The organism is Nostoc sp. CHAB 5715, assembly GCF_020829685.1.
Lineage (GTDB): Bacteria > Cyanobacteriota > Cyanobacteriia > Cyanobacteriales > Nostocaceae > Nostoc.
Genome location: NZ_JAIVFR010000056.1, coordinates 1 through 13895 on the forward strand (window position 1 = coordinate 1; position 13895 = coordinate 13895).

The 13895-nt window shown below is 43.6% G+C and carries 19 protein-coding genes and 1 pseudogene; 6 read left to right on the forward strand and 14 right to left on the reverse strand.

Annotated elements, in window-relative coordinates; translation table 11 throughout:
- From LC574_RS05120 to LC574_RS05175, 12 genes and pseudogenes are all read right to left on the reverse strand, one after another.
- The coding region (locus LC574_RS05120) for a cobalt-precorrin-5B (C(1))-methyltransferase (RefSeq protein WP_229451802.1) at positions 1–442 on the reverse strand (442 nt) is incomplete at its 3' end.
- A gap of 159 nt (positions 443–601) precedes the next feature.
- Positions 602–790, reverse strand: a complete 189-nt coding sequence (locus tag LC574_RS05125) for a hypothetical protein (protein WP_229451803.1) — start codon at positions 788–790, stop codon at positions 602–604.
- A 3-nt stretch (positions 791–793) separates the two neighbouring features.
- A complete protein-coding gene (locus LC574_RS05130) occupies positions 794–1267 on the reverse strand; it encodes a type II toxin-antitoxin system VapC family toxin (protein ID WP_229451804.1) in 474 nt (157 codons plus the stop codon).
- A gap of 137 nt (positions 1268–1404) precedes the next feature.
- Positions 1405–1522, reverse strand: a pseudogene (locus tag LC574_RS05135) (cobalt-precorrin-5B (C(1))-methyltransferase); the annotation flags it as partial.
- A 75-nt stretch (positions 1523–1597) separates the two neighbouring features.
- Entirely contained in the window at positions 1598–1765 is a 168-nt protein-coding gene (locus tag LC574_RS05140) for a type II toxin-antitoxin system HicA family toxin (RefSeq protein WP_267871418.1), read from the reverse strand.
- A 38-nt stretch (positions 1766–1803) separates the two neighbouring features.
- Complete coding sequence (locus LC574_RS05145) at positions 1804–1968, reverse strand: hypothetical protein (protein ID WP_229451806.1); 165 nt, start codon at positions 1966–1968, stop codon at positions 1804–1806.
- An 84-nt stretch (positions 1969–2052) separates the two neighbouring features.
- A complete protein-coding gene (locus tag LC574_RS05150; RefSeq protein WP_229451807.1) occupies positions 2053–2352 on the reverse strand; it encodes a DUF705 domain-containing protein in 300 nt (99 codons plus the stop codon).
- Positions 2353–2734: 382 nt separating this feature from the next.
- Positions 2735–2986, reverse strand: a complete 252-nt coding sequence (locus LC574_RS05155) for a hypothetical protein (RefSeq protein ID WP_229451808.1) — start codon at positions 2984–2986, stop codon at positions 2735–2737.
- Positions 2973–3161 carry a hypothetical protein gene (locus LC574_RS05160; protein WP_229451809.1) on the reverse strand — a complete coding sequence of 63 codons (189 nt, stop codon included), beginning with the start codon at positions 3159–3161 and terminating at the stop codon, positions 2973–2975. The genes LC574_RS05155 and LC574_RS05160 overlap by 14 nt, the downstream gene beginning before the upstream one ends.
- A 45-nt stretch (positions 3162–3206) precedes the next feature.
- A complete protein-coding gene (locus LC574_RS05165) occupies positions 3207–3503 on the reverse strand; it encodes a hypothetical protein (protein WP_229451810.1) in 297 nt (98 codons plus the stop codon).
- Positions 3504–3520: 17 nt separating this feature from the next.
- Entirely contained in the window at positions 3521–4117 is a 597-nt protein-coding gene (locus LC574_RS05170) for a DUF3177 family protein (RefSeq protein WP_229451811.1), read from the reverse strand.
- An 821-nt stretch (positions 4118–4938) separates the two neighbouring features.
- Positions 4939–5184 (reverse strand): Calvin cycle protein CP12, encoded by a 246-nt coding sequence (locus LC574_RS05175; RefSeq protein ID WP_229451812.1) that lies wholly within the window; start codon positions 5182–5184, stop codon positions 4939–4941.
- A 370-nt stretch (positions 5185–5554) separates the two neighbouring features.
- Here LC574_RS05175 and LC574_RS05180 point away from each other — a divergent pair, with 370 nt between their 5' ends.
- Both LC574_RS05180 and LC574_RS05185 read left to right on the forward strand, forming a co-directional pair.
- A complete protein-coding gene (locus LC574_RS05180; RefSeq protein ID WP_229451813.1) occupies positions 5555–6790 on the forward strand; it encodes an FIST N-terminal domain-containing protein in 1236 nt (411 codons plus the stop codon).
- A 384-nt stretch (positions 6791–7174) separates the two neighbouring features.
- Positions 7175–7489, forward strand: a complete 315-nt coding sequence (locus LC574_RS05185) for a hypothetical protein (protein ID WP_229451814.1) — start codon at positions 7175–7177, stop codon at positions 7487–7489.
- A gap of 217 nt (positions 7490–7706) precedes the next feature.
- Here the strand turns inward: LC574_RS05185 and LC574_RS37780 are convergent, their stop codons facing one another.
- Entirely contained in the window at positions 7707–7835 is a 129-nt protein-coding gene (locus tag LC574_RS37780; RefSeq protein WP_267871419.1) for a hypothetical protein, read from the reverse strand.
- 221 nt (positions 7836–8056) lie between these two features.
- Here LC574_RS37780 and kdpA point away from each other — a divergent pair, with 221 nt between their 5' ends.
- The gene (gene kdpA / locus LC574_RS05190) at positions 8057–9802 is read left to right on the forward strand and encodes a potassium-transporting ATPase subunit KdpA (protein WP_229451815.1); all 1746 of its coding nucleotides are present in this window, start codon (positions 8057–8059) and stop codon (positions 9800–9802) included.
- A 222-nt stretch (positions 9803–10024) separates the two neighbouring features.
- Here the strand turns inward: kdpA and LC574_RS37785 are convergent, their stop codons facing one another.
- Positions 10025–10150: a hypothetical protein gene (locus tag LC574_RS37785; RefSeq protein ID WP_267871420.1), complete on the reverse strand. Its 126-nt coding sequence runs from the start codon at positions 10148–10150 to the stop codon at positions 10025–10027.
- 79 nt (positions 10151–10229) lie between these two features.
- Between LC574_RS37785 and kdpB the strand changes: the two genes are divergently transcribed.
- The 3 genes from kdpB to kdpC all read left to right on the forward strand — a co-directional run bounded on the left by kdpB (position 10230) and on the right by kdpC (position 13623).
- Positions 10230–12371 (forward strand): potassium-transporting ATPase subunit KdpB, encoded by a 2142-nt coding sequence (gene kdpB / locus LC574_RS05195; RefSeq protein ID WP_229451816.1) that lies wholly within the window; start codon positions 10230–10232, stop codon positions 12369–12371.
- A gap of 6 nt (positions 12372–12377) precedes the next feature.
- Positions 12378–12647 (forward strand): potassium-transporting ATPase subunit F, encoded by a 270-nt coding sequence (locus LC574_RS05200; protein WP_229451817.1) that lies wholly within the window; start codon positions 12378–12380, stop codon positions 12645–12647.
- Positions 12648–12987: 340 nt separating this feature from the next.
- Complete coding sequence (gene kdpC, locus LC574_RS05205; RefSeq protein WP_229451818.1) at positions 12988–13623, forward strand: K(+)-transporting ATPase subunit C; 636 nt, start codon at positions 12988–12990, stop codon at positions 13621–13623.
- The last annotated feature ends 272 nt before the right edge of the window (positions 13624–13895 follow it).

Genomic DNA, 13895 nt, shown 5'->3' on the forward strand with positions numbered 1-13895 from the left:
CAGCAAGCGATCGCCCTTCGGGTAGAATAATCGTCACCGTGATTTTTTCCCCAGGTTCTAGCATTCGTTGCAAATTCTCTTGCAACAGCTTTTGAGCGTAAGCATAAATAGCAGGCTTGTCATCAGCATTCACCTGTCTACCAATTCCTTCCCCACTTTTAATAATTACAGCATCATCACCCTGTTCTCGCCATTCCACTAATGCCCAAATCGGTGTATCTTTAGTTAGGTCAAGATTATCACCAGGATCGCTGCGGGTGATTGCTAAAGCTGTATTTTCAGATAGTCCTGCTACCTGTTCAATTGGGATTTCTGCGATTTGGCTGGGTTCAATCAAATCTATAGATGCTAAAGTTAGGGGTTGGCGATCGCGTAACCACTGTAAAGCTGCAACAGCAGCAGCGCAGGCAAAGACGGGAAGTGTGTATCCAGAACGGGACATTTTTTAAATTTAAAAGTCAAAATAATTCTTCAAAATTGTTCGCGCAGCCTCTTGTAGAGAAGACAGTTTCAAACGGCAATTTAGAACCCAACTGTAGCTTGCTTCTTTTAGGGTAACGGCTCAGTTCAACGGCAGCAGATGACTTTCGCATCCCAACGACTATTTCTGCTCCGTCGGCTGCACCCCATTGTTAGACCCCCGCGCAGGAGTTAGGGTAACAAACTGCCTGCCACTTTGGGCCTGCTGTCTTTGCCAATCTTCACAAATTGCCTTCATGTCATAGTTGAAAGACTTTGCATGTTCGTCACGAATTCGCTCGAGTTCCTCTAAGATTTCATCCTGCCACATAATTTACTCTCCCATTAATTCATAAGGTGTACAGATTATTGGCAAAGTGTATCCACAATCAGAACAAATCTCCAGCAGTTTCCTTTGGATTTGAGCATTTGCAATGTGCTTGCAATTCCAGGTTAACAGGTAATTGAGACTGCTGACTGTAGCCAGTGCAATATGGATCGCATCATCAGAAGCTTTGGGGGGAAGGTTGGTTTGCATCATAAACTGCGCTGCTAAATCCTCTACAGCTTCGGTCACTTCAAGTAATGGTAAACCACGCACCGCCTCAAGTCTTTGAGCAGCCATTTTTGCATCGCCCTGTGCTACCTCACTTAGAACGACTTGTGAGATGTAGAGGGTAAATGCACTTCGACGCAACTCCCACCAATCTCTTGTAACCTCAATATTTCCGGCAATAATCAAGTTTTTGGTCGATCTAGCTGTGAGATAACCAAGAATGCTGGTTTCGATGTAGACGGTTTCGCTCATGTTGGGCAGGCTGTGGATTTTCCTATTTTAAGCTGGGAATCGCCTGTCCATCTGGCTTTGGGGCTTATGTTAGCCCATCCACAAAGCACAATCACACTTAAGCTATGGATCTGGTTTAGCCCACTGAGACTGAAGATAGGTTCTACAATTAGCCCTAAAGTTAAGGTTTGGCGATCGCGTAACCAGTGTAAAGTGTAAAGCTGCAACAGCAGAAGCACAGGTAAATACCGGGAGTGTGTATCCAGAACGGGACATTTTTTAAATTCAAAAGTCAAAATAATTCTTCAAAATTCACCAAATAACCTTTCAGGGTTCGGCTCCAACGCCGTGTTAGCCTTCGTCGCCAAGCATTTTGATGATGTGTTTGGCAAGCTGTTCCTTAATTTCTTGATGCCTTGGAACAGGTTGAGATACCTTCGTTCTTGGGTTCTGATACCAGTCATGTTTGCCACCATGACGAATAAATACACAACCCATTTCTTCGAGGCATTTGATCAAGTCCCGTCGTTTGACGATACCTCAAGTTCAGCCACTCTTCAGATATTGGGGATTGTCCCACTCGTTAATTCTTTGTAAATATCAGTTAAGTTCTCCTTCAATTCGTTTTCGGTTTCTGCCTGAGTCCAGTAGTCTGGATACTCCTCCAGATAGCCAAGCCACATCTCCTCATCTTGCCAGTAAACATATTTTTTGGTTGTCATAGGGTGAACGACTTATGAACTTCTCCAACTATGCCAACCATCTTATCAAACAGGGCGATCGCTCTATCACAGTCGTCCAGAGTGCTACTCACTGAGCAAACTATCAGCCTGCAATGGATACACATGGCGTAAGCTTCGCCAAGCCTGAAATGGTTGATCATCAATCATTGCTTCTGGCTTGGGGAGATAACCAGCAAAGCAATCCTCTAGTCCAAACTCCTTTGCTGAAGCACGAGCGTAATTACTGCCTCCACTGCTCCAGCAGTACAGTACTGCTCCTTGCGCCTTTAACTGTCGAACTACTTCAATGACGCTGGGTATTGGAATTCGTTTCGTTCCAACCGAGCGAACAAGAGTGTCATCGACATCAACAAAAATTACCACAGTTGAGTTTTCCGTGCTAACGCTTGATTCTACTTAAGTTTAATCGCCCAACCGAAGAATAACTATAACTGCCCAATTCGGCATAATATCCAGAATAATAATGCTCCCGGTGCGATCGCTTATTCAAAATTGAAGACAGTTTCAGATAGCTTGCTTTCTTCAGGATAACGGCTAAGATGATCGGCAGCAAATATTCTTTGCATCCACGCCAACGGCTTGTGGCTGCCCGCTTCATCGCTTTGTTAGACCGCTTTACCAGGGTAGATACTGAACTTGACCTTCTAGTTTTCCCTCCGTTTACCACTGCGTTTTCCAGGTTCAATCGTAATAATGTCGTGGTAATTCATAAAAAAGTAGATAACTTTTCTTTGCCTCTGACAGATCACTCGTGGTCAGTCGGCTCAAACGCAGTGTTAGCCTGCTGACTAACGCTTCTTGCTGCTTCTAGCTTTTGGCGAATCGCTGCTTGAACCTTCTCATCAAAATCGGGATCGTCAGGGCTTGCAACAATTCTACGCGGACGTTGATTAATCCTGTCCAAGTATGCTTGAAAAGCAGCTTGATCCCGGCGATGCTTGAGAAAATACTGTTTCAATTCAACATCAGACATCGAATCGTAATTAATTCGGCTCATCAGACAACTCTCCGTTGGGTAAAATTTGGAATTCAATCTCTTCGTCATACCCAGCAAGGATGTATACATTACGAGTCCGATTATCAACGCAAATGAAGTATATGGGTTGAAGCATGATATACGTCAGTTGATAGCTAATACGGTACAAACTTGCTACTTGAGCAGCAGTAGGCATCTTAGTTAATTACACCAAAATTACGAATTACGAATTAGTAATTAGTCAAACACCTACTTCTAATAATAGAGCTTCCATAGCTTCCCAAGAAATTCCTTGTTGAATATAACGAGGTGCTTCAGGATTGTAAGGACTGGCTACTCGGTCAATATTGAGGATCTTTGCCCCATCTGGTAGAACTGGTACATCTGCATCAAATGCTGTAGGGCGCATCAAAGAACTGGAAAAGCCTTTGAAAATAGCAATTGTATCTTGCTCATCAGCAATTTCTACTGTTACAAGTAGGACTTCTTGGGGACGTTTAGCAGTGTATTGTTCCAGTCGCTTGCCAATAGAATCCATTTTTTTAAGAGTAACGCTTACTGTGGTGTAGCCGAGCGTCCCTGCTTGCCCAGCTTAATCAGAACAAAGTAGCTTAAGTAAAGCACATAAATTACTAAACTAGTTATGCCGAGAAAACCTAAAAACTCAGCCTTGCTATTAGCATGGAAATATTCTTTGAATAGCAACGGAGCCTCAAACCAGACGCGACAATAGGAAGTCTTCAGCGCATTGCCAGAAAAAGCACAACCCAAAAAAGGGATAAAGGCTAGTGTACCCAAAATACAATAAACAGTTGTCGCCCACCGCCAAGAAGTAAAAATCAATTTCAAAGCGCCACTGGTTTGATACTCAATTTCATCGTTGATATCCACCCAGAACCACAGCGAAATCGGGATCAAAATCTGAGCTATCAACCCAGAGATAAAACTAACTGGATACTGGGCAATCATTAAGTAAATCGTGATTGCTACCAGGCTTGATACTCGCCAGTATATAGCCAATAAGCGTTGTATGCCTTCCGCTTTTTGCACAAATGCCCAAATTAGAAGAATTAGTGGAATAACTACCAGGAATAATACTGCCAGTCGGTAATCCATCCAGACGAAAGGGCGAAACCAAACGTTATAGTCCATAATTTTTCTCAAACGATAAATAAAACATTTTTAACCAAGAACAAGTATCCATAACTAATAAACCTGTAAGCTAGGGCTATTTCGTTCTAGACATAAACCGCCCAGAACTAAAGTTCTTTGGCTTTTAGCTAAAGTCCGTTAAAAGGGACTATAACCTTTTCTCAGTCGTCTTTAGACGAGTTTCGCTATTAGACTCAGAATTCATTCTGAGGCGGGCTAGATGAGAATGAAATAGCCCTGCCTGTAAGCTATTAGCTAGCTAGCTAGTAGTCTATCTATATTACGACTGCACTCTAACTTCTTTGTGCAAGCAAGTGGCTACCCAACTTATACCATTTCACCGAATTTATACTATAAATACGTTTGTAGGGGCATACAGATGTACGCCCCTACGGTCAATTCATTTGTTGCAAAGATTTTTGGAAAAGATATTACATGGTAAATTGTTTAATTCACTTTCCTCAATCTCTCTATTTGCTAAAAAACAAGCAACTCAAAGCTCCTCATCTCAGATTTTGCACCTATTTGTAAGTAGCGCCAAGAAGAGTTCTAAAACCCACCTACCGACTATATACTCGGCACTCTGGGACAAAACCCCATTTTTTTGGGTGTAAAAGTTTCCTTTTAAGATAAAAAAACTCTCAAATTTTAACCCCTATAGATCAGTAACTCCAGATATTTCACCAATTATTTACCTATTGGGGCAAATCATAAAAGAGGAGGAGTAAGATTTTAGGCGGGAGTGAGGTGAGAGTGCAAGATGTAAGTAAATTTTGGTTGCTTGTTTACCAAACGAACATAAAACTCACTTGTCTAAATTTCTACTCGTCGTAAACTCGGCATTCAATTGCATCTGGGTTGTCATCACAATACTGTTCTAGAGAGTTTTTTGGCTTGCTTTGGCGCTTGTGGGAAGCTTCGGCTTGCAATTCTTCTACTGCATCCCAAGCAGCAGCACACTCTGGTGAGTTGCTACCGTTAGTATCACAGACAGTACGCGCTTGTTCCACTTCTTCTTGGATTTTCTCATGAATACCGCTCTTTGCTGTTTCTTGGATGTTGGTCATTGCTTTAGTCTCGTTGTGTGTTGTTAATACTAGTATAGAAAAACTTCAGAAATGGCAGATTTTAGCTTGATTACTAACCATTCTAACCATTCATCTCATAACTTAGTACTTTAACCTATTGATTTATAACCAATACAGTAAACTACCACGTCTATAATGCATTCATCTTTATTTTTTAAGATTTTGTGGAATTAGTACCATAGATAAACAATCATACAATATATTTAGATGCATCTATTAGGGAATGACTTCCCCAGCTTCTTGGGATGGAGGAAACAAAGGGCTGGCTTAAATTCTTGTAGGATGCAATTCTTTCCAAAATCAAAAATCAAAACCTACTAGCCCAAAAAGAGAAAGAAGCTCAAAACTCATGGCAGACCAAATGCAGTGGGCAAACGCCCTATCAACCCGTCATTCTTTGGAAGCAGCTGTTACAGATGTGGTGGAACGAGCTGTCTCATCGTTAACAGCACCTGCGGATCTAGGACTGGTATTCATTTCGTCTGCTTTTACGAGTGAGTATTCCCGACTCTTACCCTTGTTAGCTGAGAAACTTTCTGTGCCTGTGCTAATTGGCTGTAGTGGTGGAGGTGTGATTGGGACGACAGTTAACGGAGAAATCCAAGAATTAGAAGCTGAACCAGCTATTAGCTTGACTTTAGCACACCTTCCAGGGGTGAAGGTTCAAGTTTTTCATATTGTTGCTGAAGAATTACCTGATTTAGACAGTTCACCAGATGCTTGGGTTGATTTAATCGGTGTGCCAACATCACCGACACCCCAGTTTATCTTGCTGTCTAGTTCTTTCGCTTCTGGAATCAACGATTTATTGCAGGGGTTGGATTTTGCTTATCCAGGATCGGTGATAGTGGGGGGACAGGCTAGCGGTGGGGGTATGGGTGGTCGTGTTGCCCTTTTTTGTAACGATACTGAGGGCGGGGAATGCCAAAGTTTGTATCGTGAGGGGACTGTTGGTATAGCTTTGACTGGCAATATTGTTTTGGAAACGATTGTAGCCCAAGGATGCCGACCGATTGGCAAACCGTTGCAAGTTACAAAAGCCGATCGCAACATCATCTTAGAGTTAGATGAGCAAGTGCCTCTAGTGGTATTGCGAGATTTGATTGCTAGTCTGAGCGAACACGAACGGATTTTAGCACAGCACTCTCTGTTTGTTGGTGTGGCGATGGATGAATTTAAGCTGGCTTTGCAACAGGGAGACTTTTTAATTCGTGGTATTCTTGGGGTTGATCCAACAGCTGGGGCGATCGCAATTGGCGATCGCGTCCGTCCTGGACAAAGGCTACAATTCCACCTCCGTGATGCCCAAGCCTCTGCTGAAGACCTAGAATTACTCCTCCAAAGTTATCAACACCAACGAGACGCTGAACCCTCTGCTGTAGCCGCCTTAATGTTTGCCTGTCTGGGGCGAGGTGAAGGACTCTATGGTAAACCCAATTTCGATTCTGAACTATTTCGGCGTTACATCAACGATATTCCTGTAGGCGGCTTTTTCTGTGGTGGTGAAATCGGCCCTGTTGGTGGCAGAACTTTCTTACATGCCTACACATCCGCATTTGGAATTTGTCGCCAAAATCAGTTATGAGTTATCAATTATACTCCTAATTCTATCCTATCTAATTTGTGAAAATTCGCGGTTTCCACCAGCTCCCCGACTTCGTAAAATTGTCGAGGAGCTAACTTTTCACAAATGATTTAAGACCGCGATAGTAGCCTGTCACGTCGCTTCGCTCCGAATTCAAAATTCAAAATTCAAAATTCAAAATTACAATCCTCATACTTCGGCTACGCTCAGTAACCATAAATAAATTTAGGGGCTTGATCTTGGACTTTTTGGCGTTAAAGCTGAAGCATCGTGGCACAATTGTTTTTATATTTTCCATAAATGAATTTAGGGGCTTGTATCCTTTTTGTCTTCGGTCATTAAAGTAGAAAGTAATTTCAGTATTATTTATGGAGAGCTACTAGCATGGTAAACAATAACAATCAAATACTACCATTACTAACAGAGGCTGACAGAGAAGAGTTAGAAGGCGTTGTGCAGGTGTTAGCAAATGTAACTAAGCTCCCTGTTGAAATGGTTAAGCCACATTTTGATGCATTGCTTGAACAGTTGATGAAATCAAAACAGGATCAACCATTTTACAAAACTGCAACGGTTCTTGAGTGGATAACAGCTTTTCGGGAATGGGCAGAGAGCCATAGACGAGATACGCCCTTACTATCAGAGTATGCTTTAAGTCGGGCAGGAATATACGATGATGACGAAAACGAAGATATTTAAGTGACTTATCTAGTCGATACCAATTTACTACTACTAAGTGTACAGCCACACCACCCAATATATGCAGATACATTGAACGCAATCTCAACTTTACGAGGAGCCGTTTGTTTAGGATTTAGCTGTTTTTCTATATTTGCAGATATATATCGATATAAACGCTCTAAATACTGATATATATATAAGTATATTCCTGAGATAGACAAGTTTAAATATTAATTTATACCTTGTGTTCTCTAGCAAAAAGCTTCATGATTGATTGAGGAAGCATATAATTATAGGTGAGTTCATCATCAGGGCTATTTCGTTCTAAACATAAACCGCCCAGAACTAAAGTTTCGCGGCTCATAGCTTAAGTCCACTAAAGTGGACTAAAAACCTTTCTTAGTCGTCTTTAGACGACTTTTGTTATTAGCCTCAGAATTTATTCTGAGGCGGGCTAGATGAGAATGAAATAGCCCTGAGTTCATCATAATGTCAATACCATTCTATATTCTTTCTAATTCATAGCAAGAATATAATATTTTATAATAATCTGAAATTTGTTGATGTCGGAGTTCAAATAATTCAATGCTAGAAGGATGGATTCAAATCGTATTAACGTTACTAATTGTAGTAGCGATAACTCCCTTCTTTGGGCGCTATATGGCGCGTGTCTACCTTGAGCAAAGTACTTTTCTCGACCCAATTTTAAATCCGGTTGAGCAAGTGCTTTATGCCTTGGTTGGTGTTAAAAACAAAGAAAATATGACGGGCTGGCAGTATGGGCGGGCAATCCTATACAGCAACGTAGCAATGGGGTTGCTGATTTTCTTGATCATCATGAATCAGGGATGGTTGCCCCTCAATCCCACGGGGATAAATGCCCCAACTTGGGACACAGCGCTGCATACTACTATTTCTTTTATTACTAATACTAACCAGCAGCACTATTCTGGTGAAACCTACATGAGCTATGGCAGCCAAATGTGGGGGCTTGGTTATCACATGTTCACTTCTGCTGCAACTGGTTTGGCGGTAGGAATTGCTTTTATTCGGGGATTGACGGGTAGATCGTTAGGCAACTTTTATGTAGACCTAATTCGCTCGATTACCCGAATTTTGCTGCCTATTTGTATTGTGGGCGCGATCGCCTTGATGGCGGCTGGTGTTCCAGAAACACTGGCGGGTGCAGTTGTATTCCCTACCTTGGAAGATCCGAACATTAGTCAGGCGATCGCTCGTGGCCCTGTTGCTCATTTTGAAATTATCAAGCAATTAGGGGAAAACGGCGGCGGCTTTTTCGCCATCAACTCGGCACACCCCTTTGAAAATCCCAACGGATTTTCTAACTTGATTCAAATTGTGGCGATGATTTCAATCCCCACGTCCCTGATTTACGCCTACGGTTTATTTGCTAATAACACCAAGCAAGCCTGGTTAGTATATGGCATGGTTAGTGTGCTTTTCATCGTATTTGTCGTTATCAATGCCATTGGGGAATATAACGGCAACCCGGCTGTGAATGCACTGCTGGGTAGTCAGCAACCGAACCTGGAGGGTAAAGAAGTGCGGTTTGGTTGGGCACAATCTGCCTTGTTCGCAACAGTTACAACAGGCACGATGACCGGCGCTGTTAATAGTTTACACGACTCGTTCATGCCCAACGGCGGTTTTATTACCCTTTCCAATATGTTCCTGCAAATTATCTGGGGTGGACAGGGTACAGGAGCCGCTTATTTGTTTGCTTACCTGATTCTGGCTGTGTTCGCTACAGGGCTGATGGTAGGACGCACACCAGAATTTTTGGGACGCAAGATTGAGAAGCGCGAGGTTGTACTTGCTAGTTTTTTAATTCTGCTGGTTCACCCGATCGCTATTATGATTCCCGCAGGTATCACCCTAGCATTTGCTGATCAACTATCAGGAATTAGTAATCCGGGTTTTCACGGCTTTGCTCAAGTCATTTATGAATACGCCTCAGCTGCTGCTAACAACGGTTCTGGCTTTGAAGGTTTAGGAGATTCACAACCGTCACCTTTGGCGATCGCTACGGGTGCAAAAACCACTGCAACTGCCCTGTGGTGGAACTTGAGTACCTGCTTCAGTTTAATTGCTGGACGCTATATTCCAATTCTGGGTTTGCTGTTTTTAGCAGATAGTATGTCTCGTAAGCAAGCTGTTCCTTACACCACTGGTACATTGCGAACCGATACCGGACTATTTACAGGTGTTACCGCAGGCGTGATTTTAATTCTGGGCGCACTCACATTCTTCCCAGTACTTGCATTAGGCCCCATCGGTGAAGCCTTTTTTATTGCTAAAGGCATTGGCTAGGGAGTGGGGAGTGGGGAGTGGGGAGTAGGGGACAAGGGGACAAGAAAAATTAGATACTCCGTTCATCCCCTCGGAACTCCATTAATCCACCTCGGAACTCCATTAGGACTTACGCAAAAATTGCTAAAAAGCTTAATTTATCGAACCGCCAAGACGCCAAGAGCGCCGAGAATTCGTAGAGTGTGCGTAAGTCCTATCCATTAATCCACCTCGGAACTCCGTTCATCCACCTCGGAACTCCATTAATCCATCTCGGAACTCCATTAATCCACCTCGGAACTCCATTAATCCACCTCGGAACTCCATTAATCCACCTCGGAACTCCATTAATCCACCTCGGAACTCCATTAATCCACCTCGGAACTGGATTCATCCACCTTATCTTTCAATGCCCCATTCCCCAGTTCCCATTCCCAAAATTTAATGTATGCCAACTACTAGTGATTCTCCTTCGCCTCGTATTGGATCTGGAACTCGTGACTCGCGCAAGCACACCCCCAAAGCAGATATGCGGGGACTTTACCAGAGAGCAATTCGTGAGTCATTTGTCAAGCTCGATCCGCGAATTACTGTCAGAAACCCAGTCATGTTTGTTGTTTGGGTGGGGACAATTGTCACCTTTCTTGTTACCCTTAACCCAAATCTGTTTGGTACAATTCAGGCGGATGTCAATCAACAACGTCTGTTAAATGGGGTAATTACCTTTATTCTCTTTTTCACACTCGTTTTTGCCAACTTTGCGGAAGCTGTAGCTGAAGGGCGCGGTAAAGCACAGGCTGATTCACTGCGATCAACGCGATCGGATACGATCGCTAACAAAATCCTCCCTGATGGTTCGATACAACAAGTCAATTCTACGGAACTGCGACGGGGCGATTTGGTAAAAGTAGTTGCAAATAACATGATTCCCGCCGATGGAGATGTAATTAAAGGCATCGGCTCGGTGGATGAGTCTGCAATTACTGGAGAATCTGCCCCTGTACTGAAGCAACCAGGTACAGATATTGCTAGTTCGGTAACAGGCGGTACACGCCTACTCTCAGATGAGTTGACAATTCGCATTACTGCTGATCCTGGTCAAGGCTTTATTGATCGCATGATTGCCCTGGTAGAAGGAGCAGAACGTAACAAGACTCCCAACGAGATTGCTTTGACGGTATTATTGGCAGTGTTAACACAGGTATTCCTGATTGTGGTGGCGACAATGCCCCCATTTGTTGGCTACATCGCCAGCTTTATCAGCACGGCCTTTGGGGCTGAGGCGGGAAACAGTTTGCGGGCGGGTGCTAGCGTTGCTATTCTCATCTCGTTACTGGTAGCTTTAATACCTACAACTATCGGTGGTTTGCTCAGTGCGATCGGTATTGCGGGGATGGATAGAGTAGCCCAATTTAACGTCATTGCTACCTCTGGTCGAGCAGTAGAAGCTTGCGGCGACATCAACACCTTGGTGCTGGATAAGACAGGCACTATTACCTTGGGTAATCGGATGGCTGATGAGTTTATTCCTCTGGATAATCATTCAGTAGAAGATGTGGCGCAAGTCTCCCTCGCTGCTAGCTTGTTTGATGATACGCCAGAGGGCAAGTCAATTGTACTTTTAGCAGAAAAATCTCAGGCTGCGGTAGACTTCAATCTCGACAAAGCCGAAGGTGTGGAATTTTCGGCAAAAACCCGGATGAGTGGCACGAATCTACCCGATGGCAAACAAATTCGCAAAGGGGCGGTAGAGGCGATTAAGGGATTTGTCCGTTCTCGTGGTGGCAACGTTTCTGATGATGTAGACGCAGCTTATGAGCGAGTTTCCCGGTTAGGCGGTACACCCTTAGCTGTTTGCCAAGATGACGAGATTTATGGCGTCATCTACCTCAAAGATATTGTCAAACCTGGTTTGCGGGAACGATTTGACCAACTCCGCCGCATGGGTGTTAAGACTATCATGCTCACAGGTGACAACCAAATTACCGCTTCGGTAATTGCCGAGGAAGCTGGGGTGGATGATTTCATTGCCGAAGCGACTCCAGAAGACAAAATTGAGGTGATTCGCTCTGAGCAATCTGAGGGTAAACTGGTGGCAATGACTGGGGATGGTACTAACGATGCACCTGCTTTAGCTCAAGCAAATGTGGGTGTGGCGATGAATTCTGGAACGCAAGCTGCCAAAGAAGCTGCTAACATGGTGGACTTAGACTCTGACCCCACGAAGCTAATTGACCTAGTAACCATAGGTAAACAGTTGCTAATTACTCGTGGAGCCTTGACAACATTCTCCATCGCTAACGATATTGCCAAGTATTTTGCGATCATTCCAACTATCTTTGCAGCTGCTGGAATCGGCGCACTTAATATTATGGGATTAAAGAGCGCCCAATCTGCGATCGTCTCGGCGCTGATTTACAATGCTCTGATTATTCCAGCACTAATTCCGCTAGCACTCAGAGGGGTGAAGTTTTTACCTTTAACAGCAGATCAACTGCTACGTCGTAACATCTTAATCTTTGGTCTTGGCGGCATCGTTGCTCCCTTCATTGCCATCAAACTGATAGATATTATCCTACCCTTGTCTTAATTTACTATGAAACCCGTTCAGATCCGACGCACTATTCTTGCATCCCAAGTATTAGAAGAAATAACTGAAATCTGGTGTCAATGGCAAAGACAAAAGCTGCCACTGTATTTATTCTTGGCGATGTGTTTCAACCTAGTGGTTGCACCTCTAGTCTATGCAGCTACTGGTGAACAACTTTCCCGCAGTCAATCTTGGGGATTGGGGCTGTTAGGAATGGTGACACTAGGGCTTTCTATCTATTTATTTTTTGTAATGTTTGTACCGGAGAAATTCTAGTAACCATTCCCTGGTTTAAAAAGACAGGGCTTTGTCCCCCGCCCAACACTACTAACAATTGCTTGTTCACTTATGTTGTTTGCGGAACTTACGGGCGCGGTTACGGTTGACCAGAGGATGTACTCATCCCCACACCCCATGACTCAATTTTCGTTGCTACTCGTTAGACAACTGAGCTACTAGCATAAGCCTTGAAAGCGAGTTAACTTCCTGCGTTGAGCTAATTTCACTGTTATTCCATTTTACCAAAAAAGCGTATGTCACAGCAATTAAAATTGCCGTTCGGCTTTCCTCCACTGTCTGAAGTCAAGTTGTTTCCAGTCGTTTCGAGGATGTTCCTATGAGTTTTGCACGCGAAGCCGGTAGAGCTGTTCGTTCTACCCTGGTACTCTGGGTTATTGGAGCGATTATTTATCCTTTTGCGATGATTGCCATTGGGCAGATTGTGTTTCCGTTTCAAGCAAACGGTAGTCTATTGAAAAATGGCACACAAGTTGTCGGTTCTGCTTTGATTGGTCAGCCTTTTAGTAGCGATCGCTATTTTAACAGTCGTCCCAGTACCACCAGCTACAGCACAGCTGACCCCAAAAAAGATGATGCGGGAGTTTTGAAAACCGGAGTTTCTGGTGCTAGTAACTTGGCTCCCAGTAATCCCGCATTAATGGAACGCATCAAAGGTAAAGATGATCCAGACCCCAGCAAAAAGGTTGAAGGTGATTTCAATCGTCTGAAAACAGCAGGTGTGCAGCCGACTGGCGATCTAGTCTACACCTCTGGTTCCAGCCTTGACCCTCATATTACTCCCGAAGCTGCGATCGCGCAAATTGCCCGAGTAGCCAAAGCGCGAGGATTTCAGCCGAACCAACTGGAAACTTTGATTGCTCAAAACACCGATGGTCGCTTTCTCGGCATCTTTGGTGAGCCTGGAGTTAATGTGTTGAAGCTGAATTTAGCTCTGGATAAGATTAAGGCATAGGAAATAGCGAAAAAGGGATGTTCCTGATTATTGCTACGCCTCCTATTCAGAACCAATCCTTAATGATTACTTAAAATCGAAAAGTTTAGATTCCCGACTTATTTAATAAATCGGGAATTTTGTTATTTACGAATGTTAAATAGGGCTATAGGACTCCTATTTGATTTTTGAAATAACTCGCCCTCAACTCGAAAAGGCTGATTCCCTACTCCCTACTCCCTACTCCCTACTCCCTACTCCCTACCTACACAAAGAAGTTCAGAAATCAAATC